Origin of the sequence: Rheinheimera sp. UJ63 (genome assembly GCF_021568285.1) — a bacterium.
In the GTDB taxonomy this organism is placed as follows: domain Bacteria; phylum Pseudomonadota; class Gammaproteobacteria; order Enterobacterales; family Alteromonadaceae; genus Alishewanella; species Alishewanella maricola.
Genome location: NZ_JAKGTQ010000003.1, coordinates 323,576 through 343,438, shown reverse-complemented (window position 1 = coordinate 343,438; position 19,863 = coordinate 323,576). Strand labels below are relative to the sequence as shown.

General features: G+C 44.8%; 17 protein-coding genes. 10 read left to right on the top strand and 7 right to left on the bottom strand.

Translation table 11 applies throughout. The features are described from left to right. Window positions 1-2 precede the first annotated feature (2 nt). The 3 genes from L1N97_RS11700 (at window position 3) to L1N97_RS11690 (ending at window position 3,860) form a co-directional block, all read left to right on the top strand. Window positions 3-617 (top strand): hypothetical protein, encoded by a 615-nt coding sequence (locus tag L1N97_RS11700; protein ID WP_236129916.1) that lies wholly within the window; start codon window positions 3-5, stop codon window positions 615-617. Between the two features lie 138 nt (window positions 618-755). After that, entirely contained in the window at window positions 756-1,208 is a 453-nt protein-coding gene (locus L1N97_RS11695; protein WP_236129915.1) for a response regulator, read from the top strand. Between the two features lie 54 nt (window positions 1,209-1,262). Next, window positions 1,263-3,860, top strand: coding sequence for an ATP-binding protein (locus L1N97_RS11690; RefSeq protein WP_236129914.1), 2,598 nt, complete (start codon window positions 1,263-1,265; stop codon window positions 3,858-3,860). 119 nt (window positions 3,861-3,979) lie between these two features. On the opposite strand, the gene L1N97_RS11685 is transcribed toward L1N97_RS11690, so the two are convergent. From L1N97_RS11685 to L1N97_RS11670, 4 genes are all read right to left on the bottom strand, one after another. After that, entirely contained in the window at window positions 3,980-6,160 is a 2,181-nt protein-coding gene (locus L1N97_RS11685; RefSeq protein ID WP_236129913.1) for an EAL domain-containing protein, read from the bottom strand. Window positions 6,161-6,470: 310 nt separating this feature from the next. Further along, the gene (locus L1N97_RS11680; protein WP_236129912.1) at window positions 6,471-6,908 is read right to left on the bottom strand and encodes an OsmC family protein; all 438 of its coding nucleotides are present in this window, start codon (window positions 6,906-6,908) and stop codon (window positions 6,471-6,473) included. Between the two features lie 114 nt (window positions 6,909-7,022). Continuing rightward, window positions 7,023-8,060, bottom strand: a complete 1,038-nt coding sequence (locus tag L1N97_RS11675; protein WP_236129911.1) for a glycosyltransferase family protein — start codon at window positions 8,058-8,060, stop codon at window positions 7,023-7,025. Between the two features lie 14 nt (window positions 8,061-8,074). Next, a complete protein-coding gene (locus L1N97_RS11670) occupies window positions 8,075-8,611 on the bottom strand; it encodes a phosphatase PAP2 family protein (RefSeq protein WP_229585191.1) in 537 nt (178 codons plus the stop codon). A 218-nt stretch (window positions 8,612-8,829) separates the two neighbouring features. On the opposite strand from L1N97_RS11670, the gene rmuC reads away from it, so the two are divergent. Continuing rightward, window positions 8,830-10,662 (top strand): DNA recombination protein RmuC, encoded by a 1,833-nt coding sequence (gene rmuC / locus L1N97_RS11665; RefSeq protein WP_236129910.1) that lies wholly within the window; start codon window positions 8,830-8,832, stop codon window positions 10,660-10,662. Window positions 10,663-10,902: 240 nt separating this feature from the next. After that, on the top strand, window positions 10,903-11,220 hold the full coding sequence (locus L1N97_RS11660) for a hypothetical protein (protein WP_236129909.1): 318 nt from the start codon (window positions 10,903-10,905) through the stop codon (window positions 11,218-11,220). 109 nt (window positions 11,221-11,329) lie between these two features. On the opposite strand, the gene L1N97_RS11655 is transcribed toward L1N97_RS11660, so the two are convergent. Then, on the bottom strand, window positions 11,330-12,727 hold the full coding sequence (locus L1N97_RS11655) for an ATP-binding protein (RefSeq protein ID WP_236129908.1): 1,398 nt from the start codon (window positions 12,725-12,727) through the stop codon (window positions 11,330-11,332). Window positions 12,728-12,936: 209 nt separating this feature from the next. Then, the gene (locus tag L1N97_RS11650; RefSeq protein ID WP_236129907.1) at window positions 12,937-13,644 is read right to left on the bottom strand and encodes a phosphatase PAP2 family protein; all 708 of its coding nucleotides are present in this window, start codon (window positions 13,642-13,644) and stop codon (window positions 12,937-12,939) included. Window positions 13,645-14,334: 690 nt separating this feature from the next. Here L1N97_RS11650 and L1N97_RS11645 point away from each other — a divergent pair. Continuing rightward, window positions 14,335-14,544, top strand: coding sequence for a cold-shock protein (locus L1N97_RS11645; protein ID WP_226750905.1), 210 nt, complete (start codon window positions 14,335-14,337; stop codon window positions 14,542-14,544). A gap of 208 nt (window positions 14,545-14,752) precedes the next feature. Here L1N97_RS11645 and L1N97_RS11640 read toward each other — a convergent pair whose 3' ends face one another. Further along, window positions 14,753-15,967 (bottom strand): LysR family transcriptional regulator, encoded by a 1,215-nt coding sequence (locus tag L1N97_RS11640; RefSeq protein WP_236129906.1) that lies wholly within the window; start codon window positions 15,965-15,967, stop codon window positions 14,753-14,755. Between the two features lie 129 nt (window positions 15,968-16,096). On the opposite strand from L1N97_RS11640, the gene L1N97_RS11635 reads away from it, so the two are divergent. Genes L1N97_RS11635 through L1N97_RS11620 form a run of 4 tightly spaced genes read left to right on the top strand, consistent with a single transcriptional unit; the run spans window position 16,097 to window position 19,861 of the window. Beyond that, complete coding sequence (locus L1N97_RS11635) at window positions 16,097-16,783, top strand: 4-carboxy-4-hydroxy-2-oxoadipate aldolase/oxaloacetate decarboxylase (protein ID WP_236129905.1); 687 nt, start codon at window positions 16,097-16,099, stop codon at window positions 16,781-16,783. Next, complete coding sequence (locus L1N97_RS11630; RefSeq protein WP_236129904.1) at window positions 16,761-17,891, top strand: 4-oxalomesaconate tautomerase; 1,131 nt, start codon at window positions 16,761-16,763, stop codon at window positions 17,889-17,891. Before L1N97_RS11635 ends, L1N97_RS11630 begins: the two co-directional genes overlap by 23 nt. Window positions 17,892-17,951: 60 nt before the next feature. Continuing rightward, complete coding sequence (locus L1N97_RS11625; RefSeq protein ID WP_236129903.1) at window positions 17,952-18,971, top strand: amidohydrolase family protein; 1,020 nt, start codon at window positions 17,952-17,954, stop codon at window positions 18,969-18,971. Next, a complete protein-coding gene (locus L1N97_RS11620; protein WP_236129902.1) occupies window positions 18,968-19,861 on the top strand; it encodes an amidohydrolase family protein in 894 nt (297 codons plus the stop codon). Before L1N97_RS11625 ends, L1N97_RS11620 begins: the two co-directional genes overlap by 4 nt. Window positions 19,862-19,863 lie beyond the last annotated feature (2 nt).

Here is a 19,863-nt window from a genome sequence, read left to right as displayed (position 1 = left end):
TTATGACGTTATCGCTAAGTAATCAGTTAAAAAGTGCTACCCTAAAACAGCATACGCAGCTGGATCAGTTGGCGTTATTTCAAGCGCTTAGCTCAGCAAATATTAGCGCGGCTCACTACGAAACCGTGATAAGCGGTTTTGCCGCCTTGTTATCATGCTGGCAACCTCAATTTGCCTTAGCAGCACAGACTTATGCGATCCCGGATTTTGCTCACATTGCCGATCATGGACTCGCACTACAACAAGATATCACGGGGTTTTCTGCGCCTTGCTGTTTGCCCGAGCCAGCCGCCGCCACAATTTGTTCGCCCGAAGATTATTTGGGCTATAGTTACGTTTGGCATGGTGCCAGTTTAGGGGCACAGTTTATTTTAGCTCGCTTACGGGCTTCGGCACTGAATACGAGTTATCCATTTGCCTATTATCAGCAACTCAGCCAGCAAAGCCAGGCGGCAACGCATTGGCCGTTATGGTGTGCGGATTTAAATACTTACGCTGCAAAGCAGCAGCTCTCGACAACCGCAATAACCCTGGCAGCGCAACGATGTTTTTCACAGATCATTGATTGGTTCAGTGTATTACCTGTTCCTGTTGCTACTGACATAGCCGCTGAATAAGTGGTTTATCAATTACAACTGCGAAGTATTAGGCGGCATAGGTAAATTTTTAAAGCACAACAGTTTGCATGAGCCTTAGCAGTGGCGGTTAACTGCTGAGGATTTCATTTTAAAAAGGACAAGCGTAAGCTTAATCACATGGATAAAAAACGCGCGATGACATCTCCTGATACGACTTTAGATAATCCCGAGGCTACAGAGCCAGCATTGGCAACAGACTCCTTACGTTTTGTTTTAGTCGATGATGAAGTGCAATTCATTGAAACCTTCGCCAAGTTACTGCATCATCAAGGCCATGAGGTGAATGTATTTTACAGTGGCTCAGCCGCGTTACAATTCTTAGCCAAACAGCCACAGGCCATCGATGTATTGGTGACTGACTTTGCGATGCCGCAGATGGATGGGCTCAGTTTAATTCAGCGTATTCGTGCGCTTGGGGTAAACGCGATGATTGCGGTGATGACAGGGTTTGCGCAAGAGGGTGATGAAGCTAAGTTTTTGCATGCCGGTGTCGATTTTGTGCTAATCAAACCCATTAGAGTGGGGCAATTATTAGCCAAGTTAGCCGAGCGCAGGCAAGTTGGTATTTAACCCTGAGTGCAGCCGTTATCGTGTTTCTTTGTTGCTCATTAGAATAGGCTAGATATGGACAAGCGAGTACCGGTAACCTTAGCAAATTGCGACCAAGAACCTATTCATATTCCAGGGGCGATCCAACCGTTTGCTTGGTTATTTATTTTAGATGATAAGCTGAGCATTCAAGGCGTATCAGAAAATTTTTTACAGCAGATGCAGCTTAATTCCGCGCAGGTGCTTACACAAAAATTTACCGATTTAGCCTGTTTTCAGCAGGTTAACTGCACTGCAGCTGGGGTATCAAATCAACTATTAAGTATTAAGCAACAACCTTACCATTTACGCTGTCATGCGCTAAGTGATCAACCCAACTGGCATGCGATAGAAATAGAAGCGGTTGTTCAAACCTCGGCCACCAGTGATGATGCCCAAAGCCAAGCCCAGCATATTATTTCTCACTTATTGCCTTGTAAAAGCCGTACCGAATTATTCAATACTTTATTGCTAATGCTGCGTGATTACATTGGTTTTGATCGCTGCATGGTTTATCAGTTTGATGAACAGTGGAATGGCTCGGTAGTGGCCGAAGCGAAAAGCACAGAGCTGGAATCTTTTTTAGGCTTACATTACCCCGCATCTGATATTCCGGTGAAAGCGCGAGCGCTCTATCAAAAAAAGTTAACGCGGTTAATTGCCGATGTAAACTATACCCCAGTACCCCTGTTGCTGGCGCCAACGGTTGATTTTGCCATTGATATGACAGGCATTGATGCTCGGGCGATCTCACCGCTGCATATCCAATATTTACAAAATATGGGTGTACAAGCCACCTTAGTGATCTCGCTGATTGTCAATGGCAAGCTGTGGGGCTTGGTGGCGTGTCATCATTACCGCGGCCCGCATTATTTAAATCATGAAACGCGACTGTCTTGCGAAACCATCGCCTTGATGAGTGCTTTGTTTATTGAACGCTTAGAAGCTAAAGTGCTGTTTAATAAAAACCGCAGCTTGCGCCGAGCATTAACCATCGGGGATATTCAAAAATTTATTGATAACCCTAAGACGCATCAGCACATTTCCAGCAAGATTTTAGAGTTAACTCGGGCGGATGGGGTGGCTTGGTTTGATGGTACTCAGCTAAGAGGTTTTGGTAGCAGTTTAACCACAGAAGCGTTTTCAGTATTACAAACCACATTACTATCTAACCCTGATACTGTGATCTTTATTGATTCACTGAAGCCTCTACTGCCGCCAGAGCAGCGGCAAACCGATGTCGCCGGGGTGTGTGTCATCCGATTAATCGCTGAAGATCCCAGTGTTGAACAAGCACCTTGTTTGCTGTTATGTCGGAAAGAAGCCATCACGCAGATTAATTGGGCGGGTAATTCCTACGAGAAAACCCTCGCTGATGCGCAGCAACAGACCCATTTATCGCCAAGACGCTCTTTCTCTGTCTGGACAGAAGTGATGAAAGATCGCTGTGAAAATTGGACCTGGCTGGATAAATCGCTGATTGAAGAGTTACAAGTTTTACTGCTAGAAGCCTATTTATTACAAATTAAACTGCAACGCCATCTTGAGTTAAAAGTGATTGCTGATGGCAGTGATATTGGTGTCTGGAGTTTAGATACAGAAGCCGGCACCTTGTATTGGAGCGATCGGATGTTCGAGATTTATGGTGTCGATGCCGAGCATTTTGATGGTCAATACCAGAGTTGGAGCGCCTGTATTTTTGAAAGCGACAAAGAAAATGCGCGGCTAGCGTTTGAGCGAGCGATATACCAGCAACAAACCTTTCAACATTCCTTTCGGATCAATCATCCGAAAAAAGGCATTCGTACTATTCGGGCGCATGCTGATATGTTGTTAGCAGAGAATGGTTTAGTGAGAAAAGTGATTGGTACTAATGTGGATATCACGGAAGAAATTGCTAAAAATAAGGCTATTCAGCTGTCATTAGATGCCTCAACCAAGCAAGCTCGCTTGGTTTCGTTGGGGGAGCTTGCCGCAACTATCGGCCATGAAATTAATAACCCGTTAGCGATTATTTTATCCAGTTTAGAATTACAACAGATTGCATTTGAAGAGCAACCCCCTGCCATAGCGGATGCTATGGAAACCAATAAGCGAGCCATGACCGCTGCCGAACGAATCATGAAAATCGTCTCCGGGTTAAACAGCTTATCGCGTAACTCGCCGCCAGAAAATAAACAGGCGCAATGCGATTTACCTGCGGTAGTGCAAGAGGTGGCAGAAATGATGGATCAATTGCTACGTAAAGACGGCGTGGTGATCCAAGCCACTATTACAGCGACGGAGCACTGCGCAGCCATCGATACTACAGCCATTCAACAAGTGTTGATTAACCTGATTAACAATGCGAAAGATGCGATGGCGGGCTATGCCGAAAAACTCATCCGTTTAACGCATTGGCATGATGAGCATTATGCCTACGTTGCGGTGCAGGATCATGGTACCGGTATTACTGATGAAACGAAGGCCCGTTTGTTTACGCCATTTTTCACCACTAAAAAACGCGGCGAAGGCACCGGTTTAGGGCTTTCAATTGTGCGATCATTATTAGTTGAAGTGAAAGGCGACATTTTGCTTGAGACAACCTTAGGGCAGGGTACCACCTTTACGGTAAAAATCCCGCTGTGTGATTAATAACGGCTGTGCTTTGCGGGTATCGCTCGTTTACTCGGGTGCGTTATGGTTGAATGCACCTAACGCTTTGACCGCTTAAGCGGGTTTTCATGTCGGTTTAACTTGCATAACTGTAGGCATTAATCAGGGGTTAATAAGCGATTAGCTTTACTCTCAGAGTTAATATGCATCATAACATCGGCTTTATGATACAGCTGCTGTAAAGTCATGGGTCTTGCCGCATTTGAGATAGCCGAGCCATAAGAAAACGCAATGGCGGGTAAATTAGCCGAGTTATGTTTTTTAAAACCAATGGTATCGCGTAGCCTTTGAATAAGCTGCTCTACATCGATGTCATGATTACTGATCATGACCACGATAAACTCGTCTAAGCCCAAGCGGGCAATTAAATCTGACTCACGAAAAGTCGATTTTAAATCGTTGGCGAATTCTTGCAGTACTTCTTCACCCGTGAGGCGACCGTATTGCTGATTAATCTCGTTAAAGCCATTTAAATCAAAATACAGCATTAAATAAGTTAAGCCTTCTTTACGGCACAACTCGTTTAGCAGCATCGCCCGTTTCTCAAAAGATTTGCGATCCATCAACCCGGTGATCGGATCCGCGTGCGAATTGGCTGAGTTTTGTAATTCTATGGTGACTAATTCAGCTAAGCTTTTTAGCAGTGCGCTGTCTTTTGCGGAGAACGCTCTGGGTTTATTGTCGATAATGCAAAGTGCGCCTAAAGATTCGCCTTCGGTTACCGTAACAGGGTAACCGGCGTAGAAACGAATATGGGGTGAGTCTGTGACTAAGCTATTGCGCTTAAAGCGTTCGTCTTGTTGCGCATCTGGCACGATGAAAGTATGTTGCTCGCGAATGGTATGATCACAAAAAGCCACTGAGCGAGGTGTTTCTTTTAAATCAGTACCCTTGCGAGATTTAAACCATTGTCTGTTGGTATCGATCAACGAAAATACACTGACCGGCACGTTAAATAAGCGAGCCGCGAGACGTGTGATCCGATCAAAGCGCTCTTCTTCGGGCGAATCTAGCAATTCATAGGCTTTTAAAATGGCGATCCGCTTCTCTTCCGAGGCCTGAGTATTGTGTTCAATCCATGCTGTCACTTTGTCTGCCGCCATGGGCCTGGCAATAAAGTAGCCTTGGGCATTATCGGCATTCATTCTTTTTAGCAATGCCAGTGTAGCCTCATCTTCAATGCCTTCGGCGGTCACTTTTAAACCTAAGCGGTGCGCCAGTTCAATGGTGGCATTGATGACTATTTTTGATTCTTCCGCATCTAAAGCCGTCATGGTAAAAGAGCGGTCAATTTTTAATTCGGAAAAGGGCAAACGCACTAATTGCAGCATTGACGAAAACCCGGTACCAAAGTCATCAATAGATAACCTGAACCCTTTTAAACGCAGCCGAGTGAGTAAATCCATCGATAAGATCGGATCTTCCATTGCCGCTGTTTCAGTCAGTTCTAAGATCACATTGCTTGGACTAATAGTGAGATCCGCGCACAGGTTGGCTAATTCCGACACCATGTGATCTTGTTGTAATGAGCAAGCAGAGATATTCAGTGACAGCGTCAGTTTGTTTTTGTGCTCTTTGCTCAGCAACGTGCAATGCTGCATCAGTTCGCTGAACCAGGTAAGCGCTTGCTTAAAGATAAGTAAGGTTAAAGCGTCAATTAAGTGGTGGTTTTCCGCAATCTTGATAAACACATCAGGGCTAATAAACCCCAGTTCATCATCTTGCCAACGCGCCAATACTTCAAAGCCTTTAATTTGATGAGTTCGGCATTTGATAATGGGCTGCACGGCAAAGGTGATAATGTTGTGCTCAATGGCATGCGTTAATTTATTTTTTATAGCGTTAACATCGTAGGCTTGTTGCTGCTGCAATACGTTTTTTAAAGCATGTTTATTATCGTTGTGCAGTGGCTCGTGCAGCACATCACGTATTTGTTTGACATAAAAAGGCTTGGGTAAAATACCGATAATATTTAACCCTCGCGCCTTGGCCGAACGTGCTGCCGCTTCGATTATGCGTTCACTGACACCACTACAGATAACGATTTTACTTTGATTGCCCTGATCGGCTAACGCATTAAGAATTTGTACGCCATCCATCGTTGGCATATTCAAATCGATAATGACATTATGGGGCAGCCAGTTATCTAACAGGTTTTGGAAGGTCGGGTAATCCGTGGTATATCGAACAGTAAAACCGTCTTTTTTAGCCACATCGGCTATGGTTTTGCAGATTAATTCGTCATCGTCGAGAATCAATAATCTTTTTTCAATCCGCATAACAGCCTTTTATTTTAATGAGGTTTAAAAAATGCAATCAAAGTATGCATCCAGAAGTGATTGAAAACCATCCAATATTTAGCATAATGCCGAAAAATAGCGAATCATACTTAAACAGTATAGCCTGTATTAGCGCTAAGTGTCGGTATTAGTTTTGCTGTTAATGTTATGGATAAAACAGCGACCGCTAATGTGAGCTCCTAAGTAAAAAGTGTTATCAATCAATTTTTTATGAGCCTTTGCAGTTCTAAGCAGTGAAAAGTGAGTGGCAACCGAAGCATAGCGTCAGGTGGCCAGAAAATGGCTATTTCTAGGCTAAACTATGCACTACAATACTGCTGTGCGTTAAATTGTCATGCAAGGGGCAACGTTGACAGACTTCATCTAAAAACTGTTGTTTTTGTTCATCGGTTAAATCGGCATCGATCACGGCACTGATGCGGATCTCCGTAAAACCCACTCGATCAGCAGTGGCTTTGCCAAGCAAGCCGGCAGGGTTGTAATCACCATCCACTTTTATTTGCATGCTGCGCAAGGTGATTTTTTGTTGGAAGGCCGCGATCCGACCAATGGTGCCGATACAGGCGCCCACGGTAAATAACAACATTTGCAACGGCGTCGGGCCCAAGCCAGTGCCTTTAGCGGCAACAGGTTGGTCGATAACAACCGTGTGCCCATCCATGACACCGGTAATGGCAAAGCCCGTATCCATGTTGGCATTAACTGAAACCGTTCTAAGTTCACTCATTGGTATTGCCCTTAATTAGTTATTAATTAGGTTTAACTAATCTTAGCAGCAAACTGGCTAGGCCACCTGTTCTAGATCAACTTTTTTGCGGATTTAAGCTAAGCATCACCGCGTCTATTCGTTATGTTGCCAAGCTTGGCGTACAACATCCGACACGGGGCGAACACAGCCTTGTTTAAGCCATTGCGCTACAGCGGGCAGGGGATCAGGGAAAGGGTAAGGTTGAGCGGCCTCTTGTTGTAACCAAGTGTCTAAGACGTTGGCCGTAAAGTCAGAGAACACGCTCGCTTTGGCCATATTTGCTAAGGTATAGGCATTATAGGCTTGTTCGATTTGCCCCTTTAATGGCTTGATCAGCAGTTTTTTACCAGCGCGCAGTGCTTCACTGCACAGGCCAAAACCACTGTTACAAATAACACCGCTAGCGTGGTGTAAATCAAGCGGAAAAGCCTGTCGAGAGAATGGCAATAATTTGACATTTTCATCTTGGTAAGGCGCCTCAATGGCGGTGTAGAGCTTAAATTGCCAAACCTGGTGTTGCTTTAGCCAAGCTAAAACTTGTGCAAGGTGTTCAAAAGGTAAATACACCAGGATAAAGGGTTCAAAGCTAGCAGGGTTAGCTGGCTTATTAAAAACGGCCGGCGCCGACAATAATGGCGGCAGCAGATCCGGATAATCAGGTTGCCAATGCACACCTAAATAGTGTTGAGCCGGCGTAAAAGCACTGACGGCAGCTTTTAACCAGCTAACCGACTGCTTGCCCGCCAGCGGATGACGCAAAGCATACTGCCGGGCTAAACCCACTGATAAAATACCTTGGCGCTTGGCAGCCCAGGCGCTCACCGGCTCAAAATCTGTTAGTACCAGATCATAAGCGCTAACATCGAGCTGACGCACATCTTTTATAAACTGCAGAGGCTTTAATTGGCGTAAGGTGCTTAACGGCTGTACCTTGCCATTACGGCTACTAAAGGTAAAGCCGTTAGCCCAGTCATAGTCTTTGAACATCGCCATATCAAACAGTTTCGCTTCAGAGCGGCCACTGAATAAAAAGTCTACCTCGATGCCTTGTTGCTGTAATGCCGGTAACAAGGCCCGCGCACGGGTGATATGTCCATTTCCGGTTGCCTGCACACCATAGAGTATTTTCATCGGGTTTCGTGTCTTTATATTACAACAAGCTGGCTGCCCAGCAGCAGTAGGGCAATAGCCGAGCCTAAGGCTGCACCGGCAAGGATGTCTGTCAGGTAATGCACACCTAAAAGAACTCTGGACAGGCCGATGCCACTTGCCAGCAATAAATAATAGGGTGTAAACGCTGGATAAAAGGCCGCCAGCAACCAAGCAAACAGAAAGGCTGCAGCCGTGTGGCCAGAGGGAAAGCTAAAACGATCAGAGGGACGAATTGCCGGTGTCCAACCATGCTGGACGGCACCGCGAGGGCGTTCGCGTTGAATGACATTTTTTAGTAACAAGTACAAGGGTAACTCGATGGCAAAAGCCAGTAAGCAGCTTTGAAAAAACAGCTGACCTTGGTGTTGCTCAAACTGCCAAATTAATAACGCACAAAGTAAATACAAGGGGCCATCGCCACAGCGAGATAAGGCCAAGCTGAGCTTTTTTATCGACGGCATTTGGCCAACCAAGTTGACGCGAAAGAACAGTTGATTATCTAATAAACTTAATTTTTGTCGTGTATTCATCTGTTTTATCTCTGGCGAAATCTGCTGCTATTACAGGTGCTGCAGATGACACTAAGGTGAAAACCAAATGAAGCCTTTATGACAGCTTAAACGCAAAGGCGTGCTGGTGGCTGTTTTGCCCGACATATTTTAACGGCGAAGCTGCATTTATAGTGTGATTGCTTTATAGTTTGATGGTATTGGGATCTTCGACAAGCCCTGAATTTTAAGGATAAATAATGCTTTCTTTGCAGTGGACACCTGAGTTGATTGTTGTGTTGAGCGCAAGTGCGTTGGTATTAGCGTTAATCAGTTTTTTAGTAGCAAAAACGATTTTTGCTCGAAAAAATGCGGAATTAGCCACGCAATTAATGAATGAGCGCACTGCGCTGGGGCAACTTCATGCCCAGCATCAGCAGCTGCAAACCACGCTTAAACAACAAGAGTTAGCTGCCCACCAACAGGAATTAACGCAAAGCCGGTTACACGCGCAATTACAGCATGCTGAACAGAACGAAAAACGGATAATTAGCGAGGCGAGTGAGCAAAAACAACAGCTTAGCTTATTGCGTGCAGATCTTGATAAGCTAAGACAAGTTTTACATAACAGCGAAAAACAGCTCGAAGCGGCACAGGCAGAGGGCCGGGCGCAGCGTGAAATGGCCACAGAGTTACGTCAGCGGTTAATGCACACTCAGCAAGAATTACAAGATGAGCGGGAGCGAGTCAGTGTGTTAAAAGCCGAGTTATCACAAGAAGGCAAAAAAGCTAAAGCGGCCGAAGTGGCCGAGCAAGAAACGCGTTTGCAGTTACAAGACATGAAAGCCAGCTTGAGCCAAGCCGCCGACAAGCATGACGTACTGCAACAGCAATTAAGCCAATTAAATCGGGCTTATACGCAACTGCAAACCGAACAAGCTGAACGCGAAGCCAGCCATGCGCGTGAGGTTGCCAATTTTACGGCACAAAAACATAGCCTTGCAGAGCAATTTAAAGTGTTGTCTAACGATATTTTAGAAGCGAAAACCAAATCTTTGCAAGAGAGCAGTAAGCTGTCATTAAGTGCGGTAATGAGTCCGTTTCAACAATCGATTGATAGCTTTAAAAAAGAAGTGCAAGAAATTCATCATCGTGAAACCTCGCAGCAAGGTGAATTACGCAAAGAGCTCGCCTCATTAAAAGAGCTAAATCAAAAAATCACCACCGAAGCCCATGAGCTTTCTACCGCGTTACGTGGCCAGAAAAAACTGCAAGGTAATTGGGGTGAGTTGGTGCTAGAGAATGTGTTGGATCGTTCTGGCTTGCAGTTAGGTACCGATTACAAACGAGAAGTGAGTTTCAGCACCAGTGAAGGGCGGCAGCGGCCTGATGCGGTGGTCTATTTACCGCAGGGTAAACACCTTATTATTGATGCCAAAGTATCGCTGAATGCTTATACCCGCTATGTGAATAGTGTGGATGACATTGAGCGGGCACAAGCTTTAAAAGAGCACGTTAGCGCAGTAGCTAGCCGCATTAAAGAACTGGCTGATCGTGATTACTACAAGTTACCGGGTCTGAATTCACCGGAAATGGTGTTTATGTTTATTCCGATAGAATCTGCTTTTGTTGAAGCGTTAAAAGCAGACGAAAGCTTATTTCAACAGGCTATCGAAAACAATGTGCTGGTCGCGACACCGACCACCTTATTAACCAGCTTGAACATTGTGCGTCAGCTGTGGCGCTATGAAGATCAAAACAAACATACGGCGGCGCTGGCGAGTAAAGCTGAGGCCGTATTTAAAAAGCTGAATACTTTTTTAAGCAGTTTTGAAAAGATTAAAAAAGGCTTAGATACCGCAACTGAGGCCTACAGCACCGCTGAAAATCAACTGGTCAGTGGTAAAGGTAACTTGGTGAAACAAGTGGGTGAGTTTAAAAATCTTGCTCCGGCGATAAAAGCTGAACTGCCCAGTTATTTTGTTGAAAAAGCCGCGTTAGAAATTGATTTTATCACCCCCGACACCTCGGACGAGGCACCTCAATCCACGCTATTACGTGATGATACGGTAGTCGAGTTTTCAAACTCATAAACCGGCGCTATTGCCGGCGATAATCGGGTTTAGTGCTATAAAGGCGAAACCCGCCCCAACGTGGTAACAGGCTTGCAGAGTAAAGCCGCTGCGGCATGATGATTATGTTTGCCTAGACGCCCGCCAACTGGGCTAAGCCAACCAAGCGAAACCCACTACGCTAAACCAACTGGGCTTGTAAAGCCGGCTGACACAGGCTATAACCAGCCGATAATGTTATGAGCTGTGTGGAGTATCAACATGAGCAAATTTTTAAGCCTGATTTTTATCTGTTTATCGTTTCAAAGCATCGCTTCTGAGGCGCAAGCCGCAAAACAGCAGAAGGATGAACGCATCCAAATGATGATCGTCGCCAAAGCAACGGGGATGTGTGATGCCCTTAGCCAAATTATTACGTTTCAACAAACCCATAAAATGCCGGGTTCTGATCAATTCGTGATCCGCTTTCTGAATGACGAAGCCGCACGGTTAAACAAAAGCTTAGATGATTATATGGCGCAATGTGCTGCGGTATCTGAGCAATACCATCGCTACATGAATGAACTGGGATTTCGTTAGTCGATAACCAGGCCCTTAGCACGGTTGGCTGAGGGCTTATTTAATCTGCTTGCAGCAGATAAACCGTTTTCGCTGTGAAGCGTTGTTGCCTAGCTTCTGCTAGGCCTTTTTAAACCGTGGTAGAGCACTCTTTATGCGGGAACGTTAGCGTGACGTTAAAGGTATCCGCCGCAAGCTGATAGCTAATATTGGCGTGATGTAACTCGACAATCCGCATCACAATAGATAACCCAAGCCCACTGCCGTTGATAGATTGATGTTTCGGATCGCGATAAAACCGCTCACCCATGCGGTTAACATCGGGTTTAATTTGCGATGGGTTGATGATAGAAATAACCAATGCATTGTCGTCATTTTTAGCGGCCGTTACGCTAACTTGCTGCTCCGGCTCTGCATACTTAGCTGCATTTTCCAGTAGATTTTTAAATACAATACTCAGTAAAAACGGTTCGCCGTAAATATGCAATGCGGGGTCCACAGTGAGCTGCCATTCTGTGCTTTCTAAAAGCGTCAGCGGTAATGCGGCTAAGCTGTTGTTCAACAGTTGCGACAACGGCGTGTTACCACATGCGGTATCGGCAATCCGTTCTACGCGGCTAAGCTGCAATAATTGATTCACCAGATGGGTCATTTTCTTACTGCCAAGTAAGATCGACGCTGCCGCTTCATTGATTTCTTCTGGTGTTTTCGCATCCAATAAGTTGGCACAGTGCAGCTGCAAAATACTGAGTGGGGTTCTCAGTTCGTGCGCGGCGTCAGCGGTAAAACGCTTTTCTTGTTGTAAATGATGGGCAACGCGATGGATCAACTGATTTATCGCTAGCTTAATCGGTTGTAACTCGGCCGGTTGTGCCAAGGTAATTTCGGTTAATTGTTCAGGCGACTTGGCCGCCACTAGCCGTGCTAGTTGTTTTAATGGTAACAGCACCCATTTAATCACAATGTAAATCAGCATACTTAAAGGCAGTAGCAACACTAAAATCGGTCTAATTTGTGCTAAGGCTAAATGGCCACTCATCTCTTCGCGTACATCTTCTCGCTGCGCCGTCACCACCCAAGTATCTTGCTCTGGTAGATACAGCACAAAGCTGATCCATAATTCATCTTGATAAAACAATTCATGGAAACCTTCGTTTTTAACCAAAGGCGGAAAGCTTAAGGTATTTTCCGATTCCATCAGCAAATTGTCATGTTGCCATACCTGAAAGGCTAGCTTGCGTTCATATTTATGGCCGGAATATTGCCGTTGTTGCGCGGCGGTTTGGTTTTCGCCGCTGTCAATAATGTTGGGTACGGCGATGATGATAGGTAACTCGGTGTCGTCAAACGAAATGTTATGCAGCAAGGCACTTACCAAGCGAGCATTTCGCGCTAATTGGGCATCGTAAATCTCGTCTAACTCATGCAGCGCATTATTGTAAGAAATATAAGCGGTGATACTTAAACTGACAAAAATAATGCTGTTGATCACCAACAACAACCAGAATTTGATACTGTTAAACTGCATAGCGACGCTTCAACATAGAGCCTACACCATTGAGAGTGATAAATAAGAAGGCAGGTTTTTACTGCACAAAAGTCGTTGCTGTAATAGCTAAGGTTAGATGCGATTTAAGCTATTTAAGCATGGCTGTTTCAGCCTGATAACGCAATGTTTTCGTTCAATCTTCCCACGTTTTTAAGGCCAACCGCAGAATGTTAACCTCAGGGACTAAGTTAGCTTGTATGAGCAACCCGTGACGTTTCTGTTTTAAAAAAGAGCATAAAGCAAAATCGAGCACAGCCTAGACAAAGTAGTAGGGTGGTTAAATCATGCGACAAAAAGTGAGCCCCACGTAATTGCTGCGCCATACCCAAAACACTGCCCGCCACTAGCCCTAAGGCTAAGCCAGAAAAGCGCAAAGTGGGCGCGGTTTTCTCAAAGAAAAAATACAGTGCCACCCAAGCAAAACCGACACTAGCATGGCCCGCCGGAAAACAACGATGGTAGGGTAAAAAAGACGGTTTTATTTGCAAGTAATGAATATAAGGCTCGCTGCCACCAAAGGCCAACAAATCCCAGGGACAGGCCACATTAGTGATGGTTTTAAGGTAAGCGACAATAAAAAAAGAGGCCGCCAAGGATAGGCTCAACGCAGCGTAAGCCCGCGCTTTAGTTGGATAACGTGTTGCTTGTAAACCGTAATATAAGGTGGTGAGTAGCACAGCCAAAACCAGAATATAATTCAGGCTTCTGGCACCCTCATGCAAAACGGTTTGGGTGAGCCAATGATCACGTAATAGCCACTGTTGGCCTTCTAACGCATATAAAAAGCGAGCAAACCACACATCGCCACCGGCATAATCTAACACCCACATCAGGATGGCATAGGCTACCAGTAGCCCGAGCATAGCGCGATTTGAGAAAAACTGACGAACCAACATACTATCACTCACCCTATATAGTAGGACAAAGGCTATTTACGTAGCGCTAAGCCCAAGTGACATGCTTTGGCAACTAAACCCATCGCCGCGTTAAACTAAATTGGCATGCCTCTGCGTGACTATGCGCAAATACAAACTAAGCATTAACGACAAAAGTGCTACTTAGCAGGCATTATCATGATGTTTTCTTAAGTAAGGCTTAATTTAAGCCTGAGCTGATGACTGGAATACTGCTGTTTAAAGGGCGTTAAGGGACATTTTTTTATAACTGAATTGGCAAATGGCAAGACATGCAACAAGCTGGCTGAGATTGCCAAAGGCGAGGTCACACTCGTGCCGCTGGCCACTCGAGCAAAGCCTCAATTGAAATTGTTGGCGGCGGTAAAGCAGGCTAATACTTATGTCATGTGGCAGGCTGAAGGCTAAGCTTGTTAAAGCCTCTAGTCGTGGGGTTTAAATTTTATTTACAGCAGCTTTAAAATTTATTTTCAGTTTTTTTATAGAATAAGCTTTGACAGCCCAGTGAAAAGCGATACACTACGCAGGCTTTATCAGCTTGTTCATTTTTTATGCAAACCTTGAATGTTACTACCGTTAGTATCCCTTCCTGTATTCATAAGCTTAAACATCTCTTGCAGCATCATTGCCTTATTTAAGGCTCATTTAATTTAATTAATACAGGTAACTCTTATGTCTACTCCAACTACCGGCATCGTAAAATGGTTTAACGAAGCGAAAGGCTTTGGTTTTATTGAACAGGCTTCAGGCCCAGACGTGTTTGCACACTTCAGCGAAATCTTAAACACAGGCTTTAAAACCCTGCAAGAAGGTCAGCGCGTGCAGTTCACTGTAACGGCCGGTCAAAAAGGCCCACAAGCTTCAAAAATCGCTGTAATGTAATGGCTTAACGCCATGCCTGAGCCAGCAAGTTTTGCTTGCAGCGAGGGTTACAGTACTAAAAAGGTCACTGCCATGCAGCGGCCTTTTTTGCTTTTGGGGCTTTAGCTATGGTCACCAAAATCTTATCAAGTTATCGTGTCCAAAATGAGGCATTTTTGAGGATGGGTGACTAATTGTACTTTTTGAAGCGTTAATGGGTTTAGATAATCTAGTTCAATGACATCGTATCTTTTAAGCCGGTACAGTGAGTGTGCAAAATGGTGAGAAATTGTTGCTGGATGCGTGTCGGTTGCCAATTTAGGCGCGTGGTTAAACCAATTTCTCGCTTTGTTCCCTTGAGGGGGAGTGGGCAAACTGCCAATTGACCACTTTTTACTTCTGCTACAACTTGTCTTGCCGGTAATAAAGCCGCCCGCTCACTATGCATTAATAAGCCACGGATTGCCGCCATGGCGCTACATTCTATAATTGCCGACGGCTGCGGTAATCCTCGTTGTGCAAAGAGATCATCAAATACTTGCCTTGCTGGAACTCCTTTGCTTGGAACCACCCAAGCTAAGCTTTGTAATTCGATATCGCTCAATGTAGAACGTTTAGCAAAATCGTGGTCGGCTTTGACTACAATGCTAAGTTCATCATTAAACAATTTTTGTTGGATGATATCTTTGTGGGGTAATTGAGAACGTAATGCACCAATAATCACGTCAAGTTGACCGTTCAATAATCCTTGTAGTTGTTCCTCGTATGGGCCGTCAACAATGCTAATTTGTGCTTTTGGGTAATCGGCAAGTAAGTTTAAGACACATTCAGGCACAATATTACCCAGAGCCAACGGTAAGCAGCCAATTCGTAAGCGACCATCCATCTGACCTCTGGCTTCAGCAATTTCTTCCATACCTTGATGTAATTCTACAAAAAACAAACTGGCATAACGGCTCAATTGGCGAGCACGCCAGCTTGGTTCTACACCCGTTGGTGAACGGGTAAAAAGCTTCAAGGCACTGAGCGTTTCTAAATCTTTAATAGCGCGATGCAAAGTAGGTTGTGTCAGACCTAAATTTTTGGCCGCAGCAGTATAACTTTTCACTTCGCAGATACTGATCAGGGCGATTAATTGTCGGCTCGTTACTGAGCGTACAAATTGATATTTTTTGATTTTATCACTACTAAATAATGCTGCTGCAAAGTCGTGTAAGTGATCAAAAGCACGTGATACCCGTTGCAAAAAACGTGCACCACCCACCGTGGCAAACATACCTGAATTGGTTCGTTCAAAAAGTCGAAGCTTAAGCTCATCTTCAAGTTTATTAATGCCCTGAGTCAGTGCAGACTGCGTTAGATGGATCTGTTTAGCTGCGGCTTGAATCGTACCTTTTTCTTGAATTTCCAATGCGCACTGTAAATGCCGAAGATTAATTATCATGATTCTTTAATAACTGCTGTTTTTTTTCATTATAGAAAAATCTAATCAAGGTTGACAGTTTTTTCAACAGCGTTTTTATCTGCACTGGGCCATACTGAACTGAGTTAATTGATGCAGGCAGGTAAAAATATGGCAACTTGTGTAACAGATATACCCCGTCCAGATACCGATGTTATCGCGAGATACCAAGGTGCAGAAGTCGCAACCGTACATGAAGCACAAGGCCGTAAAGGTCTATTAGCTGATTACATGCGACCAATATTTAAACCTGCCAAAATTGCCGGGCCAGCGGTAACCTGTGAGGTGGCACCTGGCGATAATTGGATGATTCACGTGGCTGTTGAGCAGTGTCAACCAGGTGATGTGTTAGTCGTGAAGCCAACCAGTCCCAGTGTTGACGGATTTTTTGGTGACTTGTTAGCCACATCATTGAAGGCTCGTGGTGTCTTAGGATTAATTATTGAAGGTGGTGTGCGTGATACGGCGACGCTTACTAACATGCAGTTTCCGGTTTGGTCAAAAGCGGTGTTTGCGCAAGGTTGTGTAAAAGAGACGCTGGCCAATGTTAATACGCCGATCATTTGTGCGGGTGCTTATATATGTCCTGGCGACATGATCGTGGCAGACGAAGATGGAGTGGTAGTCGTTAAACGGCAAGAAACGAAAGACGTTATCACTAAGGTGGAGCAGCGCATAGCGAATGAAGAAGCTAAGCGTATTCGTTTCGAAAATGGCGAGCTGGGTTTAGATATTTACAATATGCGTGAGCGCCTTGCTGCCAAAGGGTTGGTCTATGTTAAGTATGAAGATCAATAATCTTATGGCTTCCTCTATTGAGCAAACTCAACCCATTTTGCAACCTTATCCTTGTTTTATTATGCGTGGCGGGACTTCAAAAGGACTATTTTTTTTAGCTGAGGATCTACCCACAAATACAGATGAACGAGATCGAGTTTTACTGCATTTAATGGGCTCGCCAGATGAACGTCAAATTGATGGATTAGGCGGTGCGCATCCTCTAACAAGTAAGGTCGCGATTGTCAGTAAGTCGACACGTCCAGATACAGATGTGGATTATCTCTTTTTACAAGTTGTCGTAAACAAAGCTGAAGTCAGCACAACGCAAAACTGTGGCAATATACTAGCAGCTGTAGGACCTTTCGCCATTGAAAAAGGATTAGTAAAAGCCACGAATGCCGTCACCGCGGTGCGTATCCATATGCTCAATACCGGCGCAAATGCCGTGGCTTTAATCGAAACGCCTGATGGTAAAGTTAACTATGAAGGTTCGGCCACTATTGACGGTGTTCCTGGAAGTGCTGCGCCAGTGTTACTGGATTTTTTAGACATTGCCGGCTCAAGTTGTGGCGCACTGTTTCCCACGGGCAAGGCACAAGATGTGATCTTCGATATCCCAGTTACCTGCGTGGATAATGGTATGCCAGTAGTGCTGTTGAATGCGGCATCATTTGGCCTAACTGGCGCAGAGTCACCTGCTGAACTTGAACAAAATCATGCCTTAAAAAGCAAAATTGAAGCAATACGTTTAGCTGCGGGTAAGTTAATGCATTTAGGGGATGTCAGCAAACAAACCGTGCCAAAAATGAGTTTGATTTCACCGGCATTAAACGGTGGCGTGGTTAGCACTCGCACTTTTATACCGCATCGTGTGCACGATGCTATCGGAGTGTTGGGATCTGTAAGTGTTGCGACGGCCTGTGTGCTTCAGGGGACAGTTGCCAATGACTTAGTACAGCACTCATTTAGCGATGGCACAATCAGTATTGACGTTGAGCATCCCACTGGTTTGTTTACCATAGAAATGACTGTTTCGGGGAGTTGCGAAGGTATCGAAAACTTTGCCGTTCACCGTGCTGCATTATTGCGCACAGCGCGCTTATTAATGCGCGGTGAAGCATATTAGCCAAACCTGAATATAAGTGAATAACGTTTTTAACGTTGTTATAGCAATGAGGAAAGCGAAATGATTATTGATTGTCACGGTCACTATACGACTGCACCTGAGCCTTTACAGTTATTTCGTGAGGCCCAAGTTAAGGCTTATAAAGACGGCAAAGCGTTACCTGATGTTCCTTTTATCAGCGACGACCAGATACGTGAGAGTATTGAAAAAAACCAGATTAAATTGTTAGATGCCCGTGGATTGGATATGACGATTTTCTCGCCTAGGGCTTCAGCAATGGCGCATCATGTGGGGGATGAGACTGTTTCAAAGCAATGGACAAGTGCTTGTAATGATCTCATTGCTCGTGTTGTTGATCTTTATCCGCAACGCTTTATTGGTGTATGTCAATTACCGCAATCTCCCGGTGTACCCATTAAAAACTCGATTGAAGAGCTTGAGCGCTGCGTATTAGAAAAAGGCTTTGTAGGGTGCAATTTAAATCCTGACCCTTCTGGTGGTCATTGGACATCCGCACCACTGACTGATCCCAGCTGGTATCCATTTTATGAAAAAATGGTTGAATTGGATGTGCCAGCGATGATCCACGTATCGGGCTCTTGTAATCCTAATTTCCATGCCACCGGCGCACATTACATGAATGCCGATACCACGGCGTTTATGCAGTTTTTAGAGGGCAATCTGTTTAAAGATTTTCCAGATTTGCGTTTTATTATTCCGCATGGCGGTGGAGCGGTTCCTTATCACTGGGGACGTTATCGCGGGCTGGCAGATATGCTTAAACAGCCGCCGTTGCGAGAACATGTGATGAAAAATGTCTATTTTGATACTTGCGTCTATCATCAGCCAGGAATCGATTTGCTGTTTAATGTCATTGATATCGAAAACATCTTGTTTGGCTCTGAAATGATTGGTGCAGTGCGCGGCATTGACCCTGAAACGGGCCATTATTTTGATGATACTAAACGTTATGTCGAATCATTAAATTTATCAGCTGCAGACCGCAGTAAGGTATTTTCAGGTAATGCACGCCGAGTTTATCCAGGTTTAGACAAAAAACTTAAAGGGATGGGATTATGAGCACCTTTACTAAAGATGCTAGTTGGTTAGATTGGCATCCATCGCCTTCAAAACCAACTTTTGTTGTGCCAAAGGGTGCGGTTGATGCCCATTGTCATGTATTCGGTCCAGGAGAAGAATTTCCTTTCGCTCCTCAACGTAAATACACCCCCTGCGATGCGTCAAAGCAACAGTTGTGGCATTTGCGAGACTACTTGGGTTTTAGTCGAAATGTCATTGTGCAGGCGACGTGCCATGGCGCTGACAACCGAGCTTTAGTTGATGCCTTAGAAGCGGCAAAGGGTTTAGCCCGCGGTGTAGCAACAATCACAGAAGATATCTCGGAAGCCGAGCTTGATAGGCTTCACGCCGCAGGTGTCAGAGGTGTGCGCTTTAATTTTGTTAAACGTTTAGTCGACGCTTTGCCATTTGACACCTTAAAACGTATTGCTGATCGTATTGTTACTCGTGATTGGCACATCGTTATTTATTTTGAAAGCCAAGACTTACCAGAGCTGTATGATTTCTTTACTAGTTTACCCACGACGCTAGTGGTCGATCACATGGGGCGACCTGATGTGAGTAAACCGGTCGATGGTGATGAATTTGCGTTGTTCCTCAAGTTTATGACTGAAAATACCAATGTTTGGTCAAAAGTCAGTTGTCCTGAGCGTATCTCGATTGCTGGGCCGATTAACGGTTACCAAGACGTTGTGCCGTTTGCCCGTAAAGTCGTTGAAATGTTTCCTGATCGTGTACTGTGGGGCACCGATTGGCCTCACCCAAATATGAAAAGTCATATGCCAGATGACGGTAAGTTAGTAGATATGATCCCACTTTTTGCGCCCACGACCGAGTTACAGCAAAAGTTATTAATTGATAACCCAATGCGTTTGTATTGGTCTAATTAAGG